Here is a 17,601-nt window from a genome sequence, read left to right on the forward strand (position 1 = left end):
CCCGAGTGGATCTTTATATTTGCCGGCTGTCTTGCTTAAACGGCTTACGGGAAAGGCGGACGTCTTTTCCGCGGCATGGGCGCGCGACAGTTTCGTTCGTTCGTGACAAGGTGCGTGATGCCTGGGTGGCCAACCACACTCACATGTCGCTGATGTGCGGCCCCCCTTTCCTCATCCCATGGCAACAGGGAAGCTTGATGGACTACGACCTCCCATATCCCTCGCAACGCTCCCCTGTGCTCGGGCGAAACATCGTCGCCACATCGCAACCGCTTGCGGCCCAGGCCGGCCTCCTGATGCTCGCGCGCGGCGGCAATGCGATTGATGCGGCCATCGCCGCCGCCATGGTGCTGACAGTCGTGGAGCCCACCGGCTGCGGTATCGGCAGCGACGCCTTTGCCATCTTGTGGGATGGCAAGGAACTGCATGGCCTCAACGCCTCCGGTCGAGCACCTGCGGCATGGACGCCGGAGCGCTTCGGGCATCTCAAGCAGATGCCGGAGCTCGGGTGGGACAGCGTAACCGTGCCGGGCGCGGTTTCGGCCTGGATCGCGCTCTGGGAGAGGTTCGGCAGTCTGCCGCTCGCGGAGATCGCGGCTCCTGCTATTGGCTACGCGCGCGACGGCTATCCTCTGAGCCCGATCATCGCGGTGCAATGGGAGCTTGGCGCCCGGCGGCTCGGCAAGGAACCGGGCTTCGCGGATGCATTTATTCCCGCAGGAGCTGTTCCCAAGGCTGGTGAGATCGTGCGGCTGCCCGATCACGCGCGGACCCTCGAGGCCATCGTGGCGAGCAAGGGGGAAGATTTCTACCGCGGCGACCTCGCGAAGCGCATGGTGGCACACAGTGCCGCCCACGGCGGTGTGATGAGCCTTGAGGATCTCGCGGAGCACAAGGTCGATTGGGTCGGAACAGTCTCACAGCGCTTCGCCGGTGCGACAGTGCATGAGATCCCGCCGAACGGGCAGGGGATCGCGGCCCTGATCGGACTTGGAATTCTCGATGCGCTCGGGATTGGAGACAAGCCGGTCGATGATATTGAAACGCTGCACCTATCGATCGAGGCGACCAAATCGGCGCTGGTCGACATCGCCGCCCACGTCTCCGATATCGATTCGATGCAGTTGCGGCCGGAGGAGTTGCTTGACCCCGCCTACATTGCGGCTCGTGCTGCGCTGATCGATCGCAACCAGGCGGGCGATCCAGGCCACGGAGCCCCGCGATCGGGCGGCACGGTGTATCTTGCGGCCGCGGATGCCGCCGGTCGTATGGTGTCGTTCATCCAGTCCAATTTCGCCGGCTTCGGTTCGGGCGTCGTCGTGCCCGGCACCGGTATCAGCATGCAGAACAGGGGCAAGGGTTTCAGTCTGGGGCAGGGCCATCCCAATGTGGTGGCTCCACGCAAGCGCCCCTTCCATACGATCATACCCGGCTTCGCCACGGACCATGCCGGCAACCCCCTCATGGCCTTCGGCGTGATGGGCGGCCCGATGCAGGCGCAGGGACATCTCCAGATGGCCCTGCGTATTCTGCGATATGGCCAGAACCCGCAGACGGCGGCCGACGCACCGCGCTGGCGCGTCATGCAGGGGCGCAAGGTTTCGGTGGAGGCCAACTTCAATCCCGCGCTGGTCGAGGCTTTGCGCCAGCGCGGCCATGAGGTGCTCGTCGAAACGCCGGACGCCGTGTTCGGCTTCGGTGGGGCACAGGCGATCCTGCGCGATGGCCCATTGTCCTATGTCGCCGGATCCGATCCGCGCAAGGATGGGCAGGCCGTGGCGTTCTAGTTTCCGCTGCGCGCTCTCACAATTGTCGCCGGCCGGGTATGCGCCTGTCGGCTCCAGTTCTCACGGTCAGCCCTCCGCATGGGCTGATCGGTGTCGCACGGCAGATCCTCGTCATTATCTCGGCTCACACGGTGCAAGGCGGGATTTGAAAGTCCCCGTCACCAGCGCAGGCACGCCATCGGGGAAGGCCAAGGCTGATGAGGGCTCCTGGCGTGGCCTGCTCGAGTTCCTCGAGCAAGTCCGTCCGTCGAAGGGCTCTCCTTTAGGACGATAGGGGAACCAGCGGATGTGTTCAGGGACATCGCGCACCGCCCTGAAAGGCCGCTGCCGCCCCCGGATGACGTGATGCACGAGCGCGCGTGCGCCGGTCGCGGCGGCCGTTTCTCGCGACGCCGTACGAAGCCGAGCTGCGCAGGGGATCAGGGGGGCGCCGGTTCGCCCCATCGGCGGACCGTGCCTGCGTCGATGTCGAAGAGATCGAGAGCACGCCCCACGCTGTGGGCCACCATCTCGTCGAGGCTCTGCGGGCGCGCATAGAAGGCGGGTACGGGCGGCATAACGATGGCGCCCATTTCCGTGACCTGCGACATGCTGCGCAGATGGCCCAGGTGCAGCGGCGTTTCGCGGACCATGAGGACGAGGCGCCGGCGCTCCTTGAGAACGACATCGGCCGCGCGACTGAGCAATCCCGAGGTTACGCCGCTTGCGATTTCCGACAGGCTACGGATCGAGCAGGGCGCGACCAGCATGCCCATGGTGCGGAAGGAGCCGGAGGATATCGCGGCGCCGATATCCTCCGCCTTGTACACGACGCTGGCCAGGGCATGAACGTCCGCCACTTTCAGCGACATTTCATGCGCGAGCGTGATCTGCGCCGAGCGGGTCATCACGAGATGCGTCTCGATTCCGATCTGGCGCAGAATTTCCAGCGCACGCACGCCATACACGATGCCGGAAGCACCGCTGATGCCGATGATCAGCCGGCGCGTCGCCTCACCGCCGTGCGTTGCGCGCGACATGCTGCCCTCACGCCTTCGGCAGGAAGTCGTTGGTATAAAACACGGAGACGTCGGCCTCGGTCTTCGTGAGGCCCCCGAACTCCTTCATCAGGGTCTGCGCTTCTTCCCAGCGTTTCTTGCTGGAGTAGCCAATCCCGTGGGCCTTGGTTTCCGCGGTTTCCAGCAAGGGCGCGGTTGCCTTGAGTTTCGCCACCTCGACCTCGGCCTTGAGGCTGGGCGAGCGCTTGATCAGTGCGGCGACGGCCTCCTCCGGATGCTCGATGGCATAGCGATAGGCCCGGATGCTGGCCTTGACGAAGCCAGCGACCACCTTCGGCGAGGAGGCGATCGTATCCTTGTGCGCGGCAATGCCGTCGCCCATGGTATCGATGCCAAAGTCCGAATAGGCGAAATACTGGACCTCGTTGTTGGTCGTTGCCGCGAGCCCAATGTAGGAATCGTTGGTGAAGCCGGTGATGGCCTGGGCGCGCTTGGCAAGGAACGTCTGGGTGCGGGTGCCGCCGTCCGATGCGACGATCTGCACGGCGTTGCGCTGCACGTTGTTCTTGGCGAGAAGCGCGTAAAGCATCGTCGTGGTCGTGTCGCCTTGCAGCGTCGCCACCACCTTGCCGACGAGGTCGGACGGCTTGGTGATATTCTGATCCTTCCAGCTGATCAGCGCGTTCGGGCTGATCTGATAGATCTGGGCGACCGTCCGCACCGGCATGCCTTGCGCGGCGCCGAGCATGAGCGAGGGCGGATCGACGATGGTGAAGGTGTCCTGCCCGCTGGCGACGAGCTGCATGGAGGAGGTGACGCCCTTGCCCTCCAGCACTTCGACGTCGAGGCCTTCCTCCCGGTAGAAGCCCTTGTCCACGCCCAGGAGATAGGGCGAACGATGGCCGTTGTAGTTGAAGGCGAGCCGCACCGTCGCCTTGGTCAGACCTTGCGCGCGGGCGAAGCCGCCGGTGAGCCCGCAAACGCCGGCCGCCGCTGTGCCGGCAAGTAATGAACGTCTTGAAAGCATGCTCTCTTACCCCTCTGTCAGTATTTCTTGAGAACGCCGTGGCGCTCGAAGAGATGGCGCACATGCGCCACGATCTCCACGAAACGCCGTGATTCCATGGTTTCGGGCCTGCGCGGGAAAGGCAGGTCGACCTCCACGATCTCCGCGATGCGGCCGGGACGGGGCGTCATCACCAGGACGCGCTGGGCGAGCAGGATCGCCTCCTGGATGTCGTGCGTGACGAACATCACGCTCTTGCGTTCCCTCAGCCAGAGCTGATGGAGCTCCATGACCATCTGCTCGCGCGTCAGGGCATCGAGCGCGCCGAAGGGCTCGTCCATGAGAAGGAGCGGCGGATTGTGGATGAGCGCCCGGCAGATGGACACCCGCTGGCGCATGCCGCCAGAGAGCTCGTAAGGGTATTTGTCCTCGAAACCGGCGAGGCCGACGAGCGCCAGCAAGTCGCGCGCCTTCTGCTCGTGGGCTTTCAGATCGAGCCCGCGGATCTGCGGCTGGATCATGACATTGTCGAGCACCCGCCGCCAGTCAAGCAGGACATCGCTCTGGAAGACGATGCCGATATCGGTCACCGGCCGATCGATGCGCCGGCCCGCCTGTTCGACCGTTCCGGAGGTCGGAAATTCGAGCCCCGAGGCGAGCGACAGCAACGTACTCTTGCCGCAGCCGCTCGGCCCGAGAATGGAGAGAAACTCGCCCTCGGCAATACGGAAATCGATGCCGTCCAGGGCCTGGACCGGCCCGCTCGCGGTGCGGTAGACCTTGCCGACTTCGGTCAGCGCGAGTGCGGGCGCGGTCATTGCCCGCCTCCGTGCTTCAGACGCTGCGACACGTGCCAAGGCAGCGCCCAGCGCTCGACCCGGTCGACGATCGCGAACAGGGCGACGCCCATGAGGCTCAGAACGACGAGCACGGTGAAGGACAGAGTAATGTCGAGCGAGCCGTTAGCGACGATGAGCTGGTAGCCGAGGCCGCGGTCGGCGGCCACGAATTCGCCGACGATGGCCCCGACGATGGCGAGCGTGCTCGCGACCTTGACGCCGGCGAAGATATGCGGCAGTGCCGCCGGGACCTGGAAATTCACGAAGGTCTGCCAGCGCGAGGCGCCCATGGAGCGCGCAAGCCAGCTGACTTCCTTCGGTGCCGAGCGGAAGCCGACCAGCGAATCGACGACGATCGGGAAGAAGCAGATCAGGAAGGCGATGAGAACCTTCGGCATGAGGCCGAAGCCGAACCACACCACGAGCAACGGCGCGATGGCGACCTTAGGAATGGTCTGCGAGGCCACGAGCACGGGGTAGAGCATCCGCTCCGCAATACGGATCTGGGCAAGAAGCGCCGCAAGCGGAATGCTGATGACGATCGCGAGCAGAAACCCGATCACCACCTCGATGGTCGTGGCCCCGAAGTGATAGAGGATCGAGTCCCAATCCGTGAAGAGACGCTGCGCGATCGCCGAGGGCGGCGGCAGGAGATAGGCCGGGACGCCACCAATCCGCACACCGGCTTCCCAGAGGACGAGAATAAGAACGCCAACGATGGGACCATCGAGCGAGGTAGGAATGCGAAATTGGTCCATGATGCCTCCAAGACCTCCTAAGCGATGGTCCGGATGGCCGCAACGAGTCTCTCGTTGTCCGCCCGTGCGCGTAGTGACACTCTCAGCGAGCGGTGGCGCTCCAGCCCGCGGAATGAAGTTGCGTCAGCGACGACGATACCCTGCGCGGCAAGAGCCTCGGCCGCGACAGCGGAAGTGTGATGGGCCAGATCCATCAGGATCATGTTGGCGTTGCTGCCGCGAATGGAGATGCCGGGGATCGCCTCTATGGCCGTGATGAAGAAGTCTTTCTCCGCTGCGAAAGTGGCTTTGCAGCGTGCGAGGAATTCTTCGTCCGCAAGCGCAGCCACCGCCGCATCCACGGAAGGGACGGCAAGGTTGAAAGGCGGACGCCCGACCTCGGCGACGGCGACAAGCTGGGGATCGGCCACGGCATAGCCGATGCGCAGGCCCGCCAAGCCGAAATATTTGGAGAAGGTACGCATCACCACGACGTTGCGTAGGCGCTTCGGCAGGGCCATCGCGCCGTCCTCGACCGGATTGATCAAGGCCTCGTCGACCACGAAGATCGTGTCCCCGTGGCGGGTCGCGAGATCGGCGATGGTCTCGACCGCAAAACGTTCGCCGGTCGGGTTATTCGGCGAACAGATGAAGGCAAGCGCTATGGTTTCCCGTGCAAGCGCCGCATCGAAGGCCGCGAGATCCGTCTTTTCCGGCGACGGGCTCTCGACGGCGACGACACGGCAGCCGCGCAGGTTGGCTTCCAGTTCGTAGCGCGGAAAGGTCGGCAGATGCACCAGCACCGCGCAGCCTTCGCTCGTCCAGGCATGGATCAGGAGCTTGATGACGTCGTCGAGGCCGGCGCCGAAGAAGAGCATGTCTTCCGGCACATCATGCCGCAGCGCCACAGCTTGGCGGAGCCGGCCGAACCGCAGGTCCGGATAGAGATGACACGAGCCCAGCGCGGCTTGGGCCGCAGCGATCGCCGCCTTGGGCGGGCCGAACGGATTGATGTTCAGGGAGAAGTCGAGAATCTCGGCGGGATCGAGGCCATGCCGGGCGGCGATGGTCGCGACCGATGTCTCGGCCTCGTAGAGCCTGACCGAGGCAAATTCTGCATTGCGGGGATTGAGCGTCACGCCAGGAGCCTCCCGTAACCCTGGAGTTGTGGTGCGATGTCAAGCGCCCGGAAGATGCCCCAGAGCGTGACCTGGTTGCTGGTCAGCACCGGCTTGCCGAGTTCCGCTTCCAGGGCGCCTGCCACTTCCAGCGCCCGGAAGTCCGTGCAGCTCACGAAGACTGCCTCGCTGTCAGGTGTGTTGGTGGCGCGCACGAGGGCCGCCACCTCGGCGGGGGACACCTCACGGATCGCCTTGCCGGAAAGTCCGAGCCCGCGCACGGCCGTGACTTCGATGCCATGGCTCAGGAGAAAGCGGCTCTCAGCCTCGTTGATCACGTCGAGATAGGGCGTCGCCAGTGCCACGCGCCGCAAGCCGAGAGCCGAGCAGGCCTCGATGATGGCCCGCGATGTCGCGACCACCGGGCAGCCGGTGACACTGCCGATGGTCTCGATCTGCCGCGCGAGGCCGGCCTCGCCGTCGATGAAGCTGCCGCTCGTGCAGGCGAAGGCAACGACCTCGGGAGAGACTGAGGCGATGAGTGCGGCCGCCGCGGCGACGCCTTCATTCATCGCGCGCAAACCTTCGGGAGTGGTCTCGCGCAGCATCACGCGGGTGGCGTGGAACGTCAGGCCGGGCGGGGCCACGGCGGCGCAGTCAGGCTCGATGACGGCATTGACGGAGGGGATGATGAGCCCCACCCGGCGCGCGCTATCCGGCCTTGCGGACGCAGTTTTCATCTCAGTTTCTGCCAGGAGGTCTGGTAGCCGGCAATGTTGCCGCTTTCGCGCTGGCTCAGCACGACGAGGGAGCGCAGGAGATCCACCAGCGCGGCGTTCGTGCGGGCATCGGTGCCGTCCACATAGAGGCGGAGCTGGCCGCCGACAGGGTCGATCGCGCCAGCGCGCACGCAGGCCTCGATCAGCCGGACTTCCTCGGCGCCATCATGGAAGGCGGCGTCATTGCCGGTGAGCGCGGCGAGGCAGGCGGCGATGCCATAGGCGCCCCAGTTGGAGATATTGGCAATGACGGCGACATCCGCCGGCTGGACCGCCGCGATGGTCTCGCCGAGCGGCACCTCGCGCCGCACATCATCGGCGACGATGCCCATGCCGAGCTCGTTGCCAAGATCGCCCACCCCGATGGTCGGAATACCGCGCTTGCGCGCCTCGGCGAAGAGGATGTCGGTCTTGGCCGTGAAGGACGAAATCTCGAAGCCGCCGCCACCGTGATATTCGCCGTCGCTGCCGGCGCCCGGCCGCTCCACGGCGACCAGGGCTTTCGGCTGCAGGCGATCGAGAAGCGCGATCGCCGCGGTCTCCGCCTCGGCGGCATCCACGGGAAACCCGACGAGTGCGCAACGATTGCGGCCGGAATGGAGTTCGTCGAGGGAGGCCGGGATGAGCCCGGTCGTCGCGAAACAAGCCTCCATGCAGGGCACGACCGAGTCCTCGGACACGCCGACCGGGATAGCCCCGAGGCTGACGGCGAGGGCCTTGGCGATGACCGCGGCGCCGATCGGCCCGTCGGTCTCCGGCCGGTCATAGCCGCGCATGATGAAGCCCGAGAGCACGAGCACCGCGTCGCCTTCGCCGACGTTGTCAGCGAGCAGCCGGCTCGCGGCGAGCGTCAGCGGCTGGCCTCCAGCCTTCTCACGGGCCGAGGCGTACAGCTTGAGCAGCGGAATGCCCTTGAGGATCGTCCAGTTCGACATCGGCGCCGTGACGAGGTGGTCAAGGGCCTCGCCGATCCGCTCAATACTAATGCCCGACATCGATGTAATCCTCCAGGCGGACGGTTTCCTCGCCCGGGAAACGCCTGCGCTCGAACAACCCCTTAAGATGCATAGGCACGGTGGCGTCAATGCCGACCTTGCCGCGATGGACATCGCGCACATCCTCGCGCGTGTAGCTCGGGATGCGTGGGACCATATACACCCCCGTTTCCGGCGTGCAGCGCGTCTGGATGGCCCAGAGAACGTCGGCGGCGTTGAAGGGGTCGACATCCTCGTCGACAACCACGACAACCTTCGTCCAGGAATAGCCGCCAATTGCCGCGAGCAGCGCGTTCTTCGGCTGGTCCTCATTCTGCTTCTCGATGGCGATGACGCAGCCGAAGACGTAGCCCGGGGTTGCGATGTCCTTGATCTTCGGCACGAAGGCCGAAACCTTCTTGTAGATCTCGGTCTGGATCGGCACGCCAACCAGGTTGAGATCTTCCGTGCCGCCGGCCAGGATCGCGTGATAGATGGCGTCACGCCGGCGGGTGATGGCCTTTACCTTGAAGACGTGGTTCTTCATGACGGGCACATAGCCGTCTGTGAATTCGCCGAAGGGTCCTTCGTCCTCACGCGTGCCGCAGATGACCTCGCCCTCGATGACGATCTCGGCATCGGCCGGGACATCGACCGGAATGGTCTTGCAGCGCGTGACGCGCAAAGGCTTGCCCTGCCACGCGCCGGCCACCTCGAGCTCGTCCACTTCATAGGGCACCTTCGACGCGGCCGAGAACATAAGGCCGGGAGGGGCGCCGATGACGATGGCGCATGGCAGGTTCTGGCCCTTCGCTTCGGCCTCGGCATGGTAGCGGCCAAGATGCTGCGGCGGCATCATGCGCACGCGCAGCTTGTCGTCGCCGACAAGCTGGCAGCGGTTCCAGGAGGCGTTGAACACGCCTGTCTCGGGATGAGGGGCGATGAGCACGCCGGCCGTGATATAGGCGCCGGCGTCATGCTCGGCATAGACGATCTGGGGAAGGTCGCGGGCAACGTCGATCTCGTCACCGATCTTGACGATTTCCTGGACGGGCGCGTCCGTGACCCGATCGACGGGGAGGCGGCGGTTTTCCTGCGCGGCCAGGGTGCGCAGCAGGTTGCCTTCTTCAAGACCGAGCGATGCGGCGACGGTGCTGCGGAAGCCGAAGACATTGGTGGCGACCGGTATGTCACTGCCCTTGACGTTCTTGAACAGAAGCGCCTTGTTCTCGCCCTTCTGCATGTGCCGCATCACGGCGGTCAGCTCATGCCTGGGGTCAACCTCACGTGAAACCCTGGCGACATCGCCTCTCGCATCCAACCAGTCGAGCAACTGGCGAAACGTTTCCATCGCTTGCATGCCACCGTACCGATCGATTTGCCGCATCCCGCGGATATTCTTGTGTTGGCTATTGCGCAACGACGTTGCGCAAAACTATACTTCCATGACGCCTCCGATTCAGTCAAGGTTTGGCCAGCGACGATGAGCGTAAAAGATAAGCAGCACGCCGCCCAAAAACCGAGCAAGCGTGAACCGACAGTCCATGCGGTGCGCCATGCCGTCGAACTCATTCGGTGTATTGCACAGGCTCAGCCCGAGATCAGCGTCTCCGAGATCGCCCGGCGTATCGGCTTGCACAAGAGCTCGGTTTCGCGGCTCATCGCGACGCTCGTGGCCGAGCATATCCTCGAACGGAACCCGCAGACAGACGGCGTGCGGCTCGGTTTCGGGCTTGTCGCCTTGGCCGCGCCTCTCCTTTCGGGCACAGGCCTGCCGCAGGCGGCTCAGACCCGCGTCGCCACCCTCGCGGAGCGTTCGGGGGAAACGGTCAATCTCAGCGTCTGGGACGGTGAGCAGGCCATCAGCGTCTTCCAGGCGCTCGGAACCAATGCGATCACCCATTACGCAGCGCCTGGCCAGAGCAATCCCGCCCATTGCACTGCCTCGGGGAAATTGCTGCTTGCCTTTGCGTCCGCGGCAGAGATCGAGCGCGTTCTCGCTGAGCCGCTCATGCGCTATACTGAGCACACTTGTACCGATCCCGCGGTCCTGGCGCGTGAGCTACCGCAGATCCGCGCCGAAGGGCGCGCAATCAACCGAGGGGAATTTGCAAGCGACGTCGGTGCCGTTGCCGCGCTCGTGCGCGATATGGATGGTCGAGCGCGCGCCGCGGTCACCATCACGGTGCCGATGTATCGCTTCTCGCCTGAACGCGAGGCAGATCTGCTTGCCTTGGTCGAGGCGACCGCGTCCGATATATCAGCCCAGCTTGGTTATCAGAGAGGCTCTGCGAGCAGAGCTTACGCGAGCAGTCTTAACGAGCAGCGCCATGTGCCACGCTGAGAAGTGACGGCCTACGGTGCTGGAGGTGTGGGCCTTCCCGGACCTCGTTGCTCAGCAGTATATCTTTCCACGCAACGATCATGTGGAGCGATGACTTATAAGGCACGGATGACCTAGAATATTGCGTTGTATCTTCTTAATCTTTGCAATTTCCAAATAATAAAAGGATTTTTTCCTAAAAGCGCGGCATCCCGGAGTAGGCGGGTCACTCTTTTCCGCGCGTCCGGCGCACATTGCTGCGATGGGCGGACGGCTTCAGACGTCTAACGATCCCACGCGCTTCTGAGATCGCCGTCTGCTCTCATGAATTTCATTAGCATTGAATTAATCAGGAAATTTTTTTATACAAGTTGAAACCTGTGAAAGGACGTCGGGCATGCCGCTGGTTGATAACAATCGATGCCGTTTGTTGGTGGTCGATATGCAGGAAAAGCTCCTTCCTGCGATGTATCAGCCGGAGGGCCTTATCCGGAATTCCGGGATCGTGCTGCAGGCGGCTATCACTCTCGGAATTTCAGCTCTGGTCAGTGAGCAGTATCCGGCGGGTCTCGGGCCGACCATTGATCAAATCCGGTGCTTGGCGCCGGACATCCCAAGATGGGCGAAGACGACGTTCTCCTGTATGGGCGACACCAACATGCGGGATTGGCTCGATCCGAAGTCGGCCGACCAGATCGTACTCGTCGGTGTGGAGGCCCACGTATGTGTTCTCCAAACAGCGATGGATCTGCAAGCGGCGGGCGCCGAAGTGTTCGTCGTTGCCGATGCCGTGTCGTCGAGAAAAGCATCCAGCGTAGAGGCAGCGTTATCCAGGCTCGCAGCGTCGAGACCGGCAAGTGAGCCGCCAATCTCAATTGTGACGGCCGAGATGGTGGTGTTTGAATGGATGCGGACGGCTGCCTCTCCCCACTTCAAGGTGCTGAGCAAGCTCATCCGGTGAGCTGGATCACGGGATTATTTAGTGAGCAGGTTGGCGGCGTGTTGAAACAGTTCGAGCCATTCTTGCGCGCTCCGGCCTTGCTCGGATCGCGTGCCTGAAAAGCGGAACTCGTGTAGACTTCATTGGGATTAAAAGTGGGGGAGACGTTGGCCCGTATTCGACGCAAGGAACCGGGAATGGCCGCGACCACGGCAAGTGAGGTCGCTGCCCAGCTTCTTCCCCAGATCGGGGATCGAATTCGAACCATCCGGACCACCAAACGGATGACGCTCCAGATGCTGAGCGATCGAGCGGATCTAACGCCGTCGATGTTGAGCTTGGTTGAGCGCGGCCGAACCATCCCTTCGATCGGATCGCTGATCGCCATCAGCCACGCCCTTGGAGTCACTGTCGGCGATCTGATTTCCGGGGAACAGAGAATCGCCAACGATGTGGTGGTGAGATCTAGCGACGTTGTGCCGGTCGAGACATCGCAGCGACTATTGCGGCGGGTGCTGCGGGATGACACGCTCAACGGAGCGTTGATTTCGACGACCCACTATCGGCCCAATACAAGCAGTTCACCAATCCCGCGCGCTCATGCCGGCTACGAGCATGGTTTTATCTTGAGCGGCAGTCTTACCGTGGAGCTCGAGGGTACGGCCTATATTCTAGGCGAAGGTGACCTTATTTCCTACGATTCCAACCGGCCGCATCGAATATGGAACCACACGAAGAAGGATGCGGTAGCGCTATGGATCAATTTTGGTCATGGCCACGCGGCCGTGTAAGAGCGAACTCCGCAATTTCCGTTTTGCGAACCTTGCAGGGGACACGGGCTGCGCTATCGTTCGCTAGGGTAAGCGGCGGGTCTACACAAAGTATGGCGATTGCTCCCGGCGAGCAGACACACTCGGATGACTTCGGCTTCCGCGAAGCCCCCTAAGAGATGCAGTGCGTTGTCCTCATCTTTACTCGCGAAAGACATGGATGTCCTCAGGCCGCCAGTACGCCTGGACGCTGGTGCCGACTGGCAGGTCGGCGGCTTCGGCGTGCTGTTGAAGGGCGATGATGGAGCCGCCTTCCGGCAGTTCCACCACGTAGCGTGAGGCATTGCCGTGATAGGTGACCTGTCGAACACTCCCTTCAAGGAAAGAACGATCCGCCGCAGACATCGGCCCGAGCATGACCTTCTCAGGGCGGATGGCGAGCTTTACAGACTCCCCAGGCGTGACTTTGTCTTTCACCGCCGTCGAAAATACCGCTGATCCGACGCGAACTTTGGCTGAGCCGGCATCCGCATCCAACACTTCTGCTGGCAGAAAATTGGTCATGCCCATGAAATCGGCGACGAACTGGGTCCGTGGCGAGCGGTAGATCTCCGCGGGAGAGCCGAACTGCTCAACGTGCCCCTTGTTCATGACGGCGATGGAATCGCTCAGCATCAATGCTTCTTCCTGATCATGCGTCACGAAAAGGGCTGTGATGCCAAGCTGACGGGTCAGCGCATGCAGTTCGACCTGCATCGCCTCACGGAGCTTGCGGTCCAACGCGCCGAAGGGCTCGTCCAAAATGAGGATGCTTGGGGTGATGGCGAGCGCGCGGGCGAGCGCGACCCGCTGCTGCTGTCCCCCGGACATTTGCGCCGGGTAGCGGTCGGCAAGATGATCGAGGCGGACGATCTGCAACATCCGCCGGACCTGTTTCTCAATGTCCGTCTGGGGCATTTTCTTCATGCGGAGGCCGAACGCGACGTTCTGCGAGACTGTCATGTGCGGAAAGAGCGCTAGGCTTTGAAACACCATGCCGATGTTGCGCTTGGCCGAGCTGACCGTCGTGACGTCGCGTCCGTTGAACTCAACGACGCCTTCGTCTGGCTCAAGAAGCCCCGCGACGATCCGCAAAGTGCTGCTCTTGCCGCAGCCGCTCGGCCCGAGAAGGGTCACGAACTGGCCGGAGTCGATGGTGAGCGACACGTGGTCGAGCGCTAGGAAGCTGCCGTAGCGCGCAACGATGTTCTTGAGTGCAACCTGCGCCATATCAGTGTCCCGCAAAGAGCCGTTTGAGGCCGAACATGCGTTCGAGCACAAGCGTGATTACGAAAGTCATTCCAATCATCAGCGAGGATATCGCCGCAACCGAGGGATCGAAGCTGTATTGCAGATAAGACATCACCGAGATCGGGAGCGTCGTCGTTCGCGCATCAACCAGAAAAAGTGAAACATTGACATCATCGAACGAGAGAATAAAGCCAAAGATCATTCCAGCCACGATTCCGGGGCGTATGAGCGGCAGGATGATCTGCATCAACGTCTGGCGATAACTGGCCCCCAACGTTTCCGCTGCCTCCTTGAGCGAGGGATTGATCTGGGCGAGGCTCGCCAACGTCGTCCGAATGACATAGGGAAGCACGATGAGGACATGCCCGATAAGAAGCTTGACCGGCGCTGCACGCATTTCCACCGCTGACAGGGCGACAAGCAAGGAGATGCCAGTCACGAGCCCCGGCACGATGATTGGGGCGATGAAAAGAGCTTCGAGTGCTGGCTTGAAGCGTGAGGAACTGCTCCAGAGCCCGATGGCCGCAGCCACGCCGATCGGGGTTGCGATCAACGTCGCGCCGAGGGCAACCCACGCGCTGACGAAGGCGCCACTGACGAAATTGTTGTTCCGCAGCGCCTCGCCATACCAACGTAAGGACCACGCCGAGGGTGGAAAACTCTGGACCGGCTCGTAGTTGAACGAGACGATAACCACGCAAACGAGCGGCGCGAGCAGGAAGATGTAGAGTGCCCAGGTGACGATGCGGAAGCTGTAGCCTTGAAATATATCCGTCATCTGCGCACCATCCACTTTCGCGTCCGCCGCGCGAATTCAAAAAGGATTATCGCCACGAGAATGAGCGACACGGCCAGCAGGATTGCGACCAATGTGGCGCCGAACTGCCAATTGAAGGTGACGACGAACTGTTGATAGATCAGCGTCGTGATCATGCCCGAATCCGGCCCACCCATGAGGGCGGGCGTGATGTAGGACGACATCGACAGGCTGAAGACAATCGTTATGCCGCTCACGAGACCCGGTGCTGCGAGCGGGAGCACGACTTGAGTTGCGGTGGTGAAGCGGCTGGCTCCCAGGGTATTGGCCGCCTGCGGAACATTCGGATCGATGCGGTCAAGCGCCGTGAGGATGGGCAGCACCATCAGTGGCAGGAAGACGTGCAGCAAGCCGACGATGACAGCGCCATCGGTGAACATCAGCCTCAGCGGTTCCCTGATCAGACCGAGGGCCAGAAGCGTTGAATTGATGAGCCCGTTATCGCCAAGAACGACCATCCATCCGAATGTCCGCGTCACGATGCTGACGAGGAGCGGTGAGATGACGATGATGACGATCAATCCGCGCAGATGGGGCGCGGCGCGCCAGATCGCCATGGCCAGAACAGCGCCGAACACGGTGCACGGGGCCGTGGTCATGGCAGCGATATAGACCGTCTTCCCCAGCACGCGCATATAAAAAGGTGACCAGAAAAAGCGCGTATAATTTGCGAAGGTGAAATTGCTGCTGAGTTCGATCACACCAGGTTGCGAGCGATTTAGGCTCAGTAGAAGCACGTTGGCAAGCGGTATGAGCAGCGCTGCGGCTATGACGACGCAAGCCGGCAAAGTGAGATAGGTGGAGCTTGCCACCCGACGCACCCGTCGCGGAGGGGGAGATATATTTGCCATAGGCTTGCTGGCCAGGACGGATGACATAGTTTCGGTTATCCTCTGGACTAACGCGCTCACGTCGGCGTGCGGATACTATCCTGATTGGCCTTGTTGCCCGCCCAATGGGCCATGATGATGGACGACGGCCGGACCAGTCCGAAATAAAGGCCGAGTGACTCGAGACTTGCCCGGTGAAGATCGACGAGATGATCCTTCACTGCTACGCAATCCTCTGCGACGACCAGATGGAAGTCCCGCATGACTGCTTCGCGAGCGGTTGTCTCCACGCAGCAGTTTGTGGTGACACCGCTGACGATCAGACTTGAGATGCCGCGTGATCTCAGCAGGCGGTCAAGGCCCGTGTCGGCAAAAGCGCCGAAGCGATGTTTAGTGATGACAGCCTCGCCGGGCGCGGGCTCGATCCCATCAATGAATTCCGCGCCCCAGCTGCCCGGAAGGCATACCTCGACGGAGGCATTCGAGAAGCGTTCCGTTTGCGACAGATCGGCGGCGGACGCTGTCCAGACGGCTGGCTCCCGCCCGCCGTTCGTCGGAAATCGGTAAGGCGAGCTGACAGATCGAAAGGGCATGCCATATTCAGCACGGACGTGGACGACAAAGACACCTGCATCTCTGGCGGCCGACAACAGAGCACGGCTACGTTCGACCGCAGCCTTGATCATCATTATCGGCTGACCGCCGCGGCCGGTGGCTCCTTCGTCCGCGCAGAAGTCGTTTTGCAGGTCAATCAGCACGAGCGCCGCGTGGCGGGGTGACACCCGCGTCGCCAGATCGGGGAGGATGATGGACGGCCGCTCATCCGTATCGCACCGCTCCCGTGGCGAATGATCGGGCGGCGTGGCTCGGTAGTCGATGACGTAGCCCTGCAGGCTCGCGAAGGTCTCTAATGTCTGATGTAATAGAGCGTTTGGAGATCCTATGAAAAGCAGCCGCCGCACCCCGTGCGACCGCAGGAGCAAATCGATGCAGGAGACGAGATAGAGTCCCGCGGCGTCGCCGTAGATTGTAAAGCGGCGGGCGTTCATGTCAGGTAACACCCTGCAGCCGGCGGGGCGACCTGGAGTGGCATCGCCGCGCCAGGGGCCGTCCGGCGCGGGCACATCATGCAAGTCCACGATGAGCCAGTCGCGTTCTCCCGCCGCTCGTCGCCAGCTGTCGCCCAGGGATGTATCGTCGGCGGACCCGCTGGGGATGAAGACCGCTGTATCTGCTGCCGGGGAAAAGATGGAAGACGTCATCGATGGTTCAGCCCCCACGCAGGTTGAATCACACTTCAAAATGCGACTTCTTGATTCCAGCGATCGGCGAGCTCAGACATTTGCGGAATGATTTTAGCCCAGCTGAAGAGTTGCAGGTGTTCGCGTGAAGGCACGCGTTGGCGGGTGCGTTCATTAACAACGGCATTCACGTTGGTTGGGGCTGCCACGACGCCGTTGCAGAAATTCTCCTGAACTTCCTTGCTCAACGCAAAGTTGATGAATTTCTTGCATACATCCGCATTCTTCGAGTTCTTGGCGATGTGGTATGAAACTGCGCCCGCCATGGCCCCTTCAGACGGATAGATAAACTTGACGGGCTTGCCGGCATCAATCAATCCGTAAGCTGGAATATTAGTCGTCATGCCACACACCCAAGCCTCGCCGCTGCCCAAAAGATTAGCGATATCGACGCCACTTTTGAAGAATTGTTTGATATTTGGCTTCAGGCGTTTAAGCGCGGCGAAGGCGGGTTCCATCTGGTCCTCGGTTCCCCCGTTGAGGCGGGCGGCGATCACCAGCAGCTCCCAAGAGCCCCATTGGCCGATTTCCGGAACCGTCACTTTGCCCTTATAGGCAGGGTTCCAAAGGTCCTGCCAGGATTTGGGCGGCGTGGGGACCAAGTCCTCCCGGTAGGCAATGCCGTAGCCGACATAGTCAAGACCGATCCCCGCCTTATCATACTGATCGTACCACTCCGGGGCGACTTGCCCGATGTTCGGAATATCGGCGACGCTTAGAGGCATTCCGATACCTTCCATCGTGGCTTTAATACTGTCCGGATAGGGAAGCAGAAGAAGGTCTATTTCAGGCGACTTGCGATTGACAATCGAGTTTGTGAGCCATTCGCTGGAAAGCCCAGTCTTGGTTAAGACCTTGATCCCGGTTTCTTTTTCAAAAGGTTCGATGACGTGCTTGCGGTATTCGCGCTCGTAGACGCCGCCAAAGACTGTCGAAACGAATTCCCGCGCCTGAGCGTGCGCCGGGGCGCCAAATCCGATCGTTACAGTCGCCGCTCCGGCAGCTTCAAGGAAGGAGCGACGATTCATGATGCTTGAGAACCGCGTGTTGCTCATTATGATTTCCCCTCATGTCCGTCTGGTCGGACCTTGT

The 17,601-nt window shown here is 62.0% G+C and carries 18 protein-coding genes; 4 read left to right on the plus strand and 14 right to left on the minus strand.

Annotation, left to right across the window (positions count from 1 at the left end; genetic code table 11):
- Positions 1–197: 197 nt before the first annotated feature.
- Positions 198–1,787: a gamma-glutamyltransferase family protein gene (locus tag KIO76_RS26455; RefSeq protein WP_213326555.1), complete on the plus strand. Its 1,590-nt coding sequence runs from the start codon at positions 198–200 to the stop codon at positions 1,785–1,787.
- 419 nt (positions 1,788–2,206) lie between these two features.
- On the opposite strand, the gene KIO76_RS26460 is transcribed toward KIO76_RS26455, so the two are convergent.
- The 8 genes from KIO76_RS26460 to KIO76_RS26495 are packed head-to-tail and all read right to left on the minus strand — an operon-like array spanning position 2,207 to position 9,625.
- A complete protein-coding gene (locus KIO76_RS26460) occupies positions 2,207–2,806 on the minus strand; it encodes a UbiX family flavin prenyltransferase (RefSeq protein WP_213326556.1) in 600 nt (199 codons plus the stop codon).
- A 7-nt stretch (positions 2,807–2,813) separates the two neighbouring features.
- On the minus strand, positions 2,814–3,812 hold the full coding sequence (locus KIO76_RS26465; RefSeq protein ID WP_213326557.1) for an ABC transporter substrate-binding protein: 999 nt from the start codon (positions 3,810–3,812) through the stop codon (positions 2,814–2,816).
- 17 nt (positions 3,813–3,829) lie between these two features.
- Positions 3,830–4,609 carry an ABC transporter ATP-binding protein gene (locus tag KIO76_RS26470; RefSeq protein WP_213326558.1) on the minus strand — a complete coding sequence of 260 codons (780 nt, stop codon included), beginning with the start codon at positions 4,607–4,609 and terminating at the stop codon, positions 3,830–3,832.
- Positions 4,606–5,388, minus strand: coding sequence for an ABC transporter permease (locus tag KIO76_RS26475; protein ID WP_213326559.1), 783 nt, complete (start codon positions 5,386–5,388; stop codon positions 4,606–4,608). Before KIO76_RS26475 ends, KIO76_RS26470 begins: the two co-directional genes overlap by 4 nt.
- Positions 5,389–5,405: 17 nt before the next feature.
- Positions 5,406–6,506, minus strand: a complete 1,101-nt coding sequence (locus tag KIO76_RS26480; protein WP_213326560.1) for a pyridoxal phosphate-dependent aminotransferase — start codon at positions 6,504–6,506, stop codon at positions 5,406–5,408.
- Positions 6,503–7,225 (minus strand): maleate cis-trans isomerase family protein, encoded by a 723-nt coding sequence (locus KIO76_RS26485; RefSeq protein WP_213326561.1) that lies wholly within the window; start codon positions 7,223–7,225, stop codon positions 6,503–6,505. The genes KIO76_RS26480 and KIO76_RS26485 overlap by 4 nt, the downstream gene beginning before the upstream one ends.
- Entirely contained in the window at positions 7,222–8,259 is a 1,038-nt protein-coding gene (locus KIO76_RS26490) for a DUF4392 domain-containing protein (protein WP_213326562.1), read from the minus strand. Before KIO76_RS26490 ends, KIO76_RS26485 begins: the two co-directional genes overlap by 4 nt.
- Positions 8,246–9,625 carry a UbiD family decarboxylase gene (locus tag KIO76_RS26495; protein WP_213326563.1) on the minus strand — a complete coding sequence of 460 codons (1,380 nt, stop codon included), beginning with the start codon at positions 9,623–9,625 and terminating at the stop codon, positions 8,246–8,248. The genes KIO76_RS26490 and KIO76_RS26495 overlap by 14 nt, the downstream gene beginning before the upstream one ends.
- A 96-nt stretch (positions 9,626–9,721) precedes the next feature.
- On the opposite strand from KIO76_RS26495, the gene KIO76_RS26500 reads away from it, so the two are divergent.
- Positions 9,722–10,582: an IclR family transcriptional regulator gene (locus tag KIO76_RS26500; protein WP_213326564.1), complete on the plus strand. Its 861-nt coding sequence runs from the start codon at positions 9,722–9,724 to the stop codon at positions 10,580–10,582.
- 376 nt (positions 10,583–10,958) lie between these two features.
- Complete coding sequence (locus KIO76_RS26505) at positions 10,959–11,522, plus strand: isochorismatase family protein (RefSeq protein ID WP_213326565.1); 564 nt, start codon at positions 10,959–10,961, stop codon at positions 11,520–11,522.
- On the opposite strand, the gene KIO76_RS31210 is transcribed toward KIO76_RS26505, so the two are convergent.
- Positions 11,512–11,889, minus strand: coding sequence for a hypothetical protein (locus KIO76_RS31210; RefSeq protein WP_249730231.1), 378 nt, complete (start codon positions 11,887–11,889; stop codon positions 11,512–11,514). The two genes, KIO76_RS26505 and KIO76_RS31210, sit on opposite strands and share 11 nt — an antisense overlap.
- Here KIO76_RS31210 and KIO76_RS26510 point away from each other — a divergent pair.
- Entirely contained in the window at positions 11,798–12,292 is a 495-nt protein-coding gene (locus KIO76_RS26510; RefSeq protein ID WP_502761913.1) for a helix-turn-helix domain-containing protein, read from the plus strand. The two genes, KIO76_RS31210 and KIO76_RS26510, sit on opposite strands and share 92 nt — an antisense overlap.
- A 180-nt stretch (positions 12,293–12,472) precedes the next feature.
- Here the strand turns inward: KIO76_RS26510 and KIO76_RS26515 are convergent, their stop codons facing one another.
- The 5 genes from KIO76_RS26515 to KIO76_RS26535 all read right to left on the minus strand — a co-directional run bounded on the left by KIO76_RS26515 (position 12,473) and on the right by KIO76_RS26535 (position 17,564).
- A complete protein-coding gene (locus KIO76_RS26515) occupies positions 12,473–13,540 on the minus strand; it encodes an ABC transporter ATP-binding protein (RefSeq protein ID WP_213326567.1) in 1,068 nt (355 codons plus the stop codon).
- A gap of 1 nt (position 13,541) precedes the next feature.
- Entirely contained in the window at positions 13,542–14,339 is a 798-nt protein-coding gene (locus KIO76_RS26520) for an ABC transporter permease (protein ID WP_213326568.1), read from the minus strand.
- Positions 14,336–15,190, minus strand: coding sequence for an ABC transporter permease (locus tag KIO76_RS26525; RefSeq protein ID WP_213326569.1), 855 nt, complete (start codon positions 15,188–15,190; stop codon positions 14,336–14,338). Before KIO76_RS26525 ends, KIO76_RS26520 begins: the two co-directional genes overlap by 4 nt.
- A gap of 95 nt (positions 15,191–15,285) precedes the next feature.
- A complete protein-coding gene (locus KIO76_RS26530; protein ID WP_213326570.1) occupies positions 15,286–16,470 on the minus strand; it encodes a cysteine hydrolase family protein in 1,185 nt (394 codons plus the stop codon).
- Positions 16,471–16,505: 35 nt separating this feature from the next.
- Complete coding sequence (locus KIO76_RS26535) at positions 16,506–17,564, minus strand: extracellular solute-binding protein (protein ID WP_213327121.1); 1,059 nt, start codon at positions 17,562–17,564, stop codon at positions 16,506–16,508.
- Positions 17,565–17,601: the final 37 nt, after the last annotated feature.

The sequence above is a fragment of the Chelatococcus sp. YT9 genome, assembly GCF_018398315.1.
Classification (GTDB): Bacteria; Pseudomonadota; Alphaproteobacteria; order Rhizobiales; family Beijerinckiaceae; genus Chelatococcus.

What these genes read in the sequence shown, in the direction of transcription:
- KIO76_RS26485 (WP_213326561.1), bottom strand. Translation starts at nt 7,225, where the DNA reads ATGAAAACTGCGTCCGCAAGGCCGGATAGCGCGCGCCGGGTGGGGCTC.
- KIO76_RS26515 (WP_213326567.1), bottom strand. Translation starts at nt 13,540, where the DNA reads ATGGCGCAGGTTGCACTCAAGAACATCGTTGCGCGCTACGGCAGCTTC.
- KIO76_RS26475 (WP_213326559.1), bottom strand. Translation starts at nt 5,388, where the DNA reads ATGGACCAATTTCGCATTCCTACCTCGCTCGATGGTCCCATCGTTGGC.
- KIO76_RS26530 (WP_213326570.1), bottom strand. Translation starts at nt 16,470, where the DNA reads ATGACGTCTTCCATCTTTTCCCCGGCAGCAGATACAGCGGTCTTCATC.
- KIO76_RS26495 (WP_213326563.1), bottom strand. Translation starts at nt 9,625, where the DNA reads ATGCGGCAAATCGATCGGTACGGTGGCATGCAAGCGATGGAAACGTTT.
- KIO76_RS26465 (WP_213326557.1), bottom strand. Translation starts at nt 3,812, where the DNA reads ATGCTTTCAAGACGTTCATTACTTGCCGGCACAGCGGCGGCCGGCGTT.
- KIO76_RS26520 (WP_213326568.1), bottom strand. Translation starts at nt 14,339, where the DNA reads ATGACGGATATATTTCAAGGCTACAGCTTCCGCATCGTCACCTGGGCA.
- KIO76_RS26490 (WP_213326562.1), bottom strand. Translation starts at nt 8,259, where the DNA reads ATGTCGGGCATTAGTATTGAGCGGATCGGCGAGGCCCTTGACCACCTC.
- KIO76_RS26470 (WP_213326558.1), bottom strand. Translation starts at nt 4,609, where the DNA reads ATGACCGCGCCCGCACTCGCGCTGACCGAAGTCGGCAAGGTCTACCGC.
- KIO76_RS26505 (WP_213326565.1), top strand. Translation starts at nt 10,959, where the DNA reads ATGCCGCTGGTTGATAACAATCGATGCCGTTTGTTGGTGGTCGATATG.
- KIO76_RS26535 (WP_213327121.1), bottom strand. Translation starts at nt 17,564, where the DNA reads ATGAGCAACACGCGGTTCTCAAGCATCATGAATCGTCGCTCCTTCCTT.
- KIO76_RS26460 (WP_213326556.1), bottom strand. Translation starts at nt 2,806, where the DNA reads ATGTCGCGCGCAACGCACGGCGGTGAGGCGACGCGCCGGCTGATCATC.
- KIO76_RS31210 (WP_249730231.1), bottom strand. Translation starts at nt 11,889, where the DNA reads ATGGCGATCAGCGATCCGATCGAAGGGATGGTTCGGCCGCGCTCAACC.
- KIO76_RS26510 (WP_502761913.1), top strand. Translation starts at nt 11,798, where the DNA reads ATGCTGAGCGATCGAGCGGATCTAACGCCGTCGATGTTGAGCTTGGTT.
- KIO76_RS26500 (WP_213326564.1), top strand. Translation starts at nt 9,722, where the DNA reads ATGAGCGTAAAAGATAAGCAGCACGCCGCCCAAAAACCGAGCAAGCGT.
- KIO76_RS26455 (WP_213326555.1), top strand. Translation starts at nt 198, where the DNA reads ATGGACTACGACCTCCCATATCCCTCGCAACGCTCCCCTGTGCTCGGG.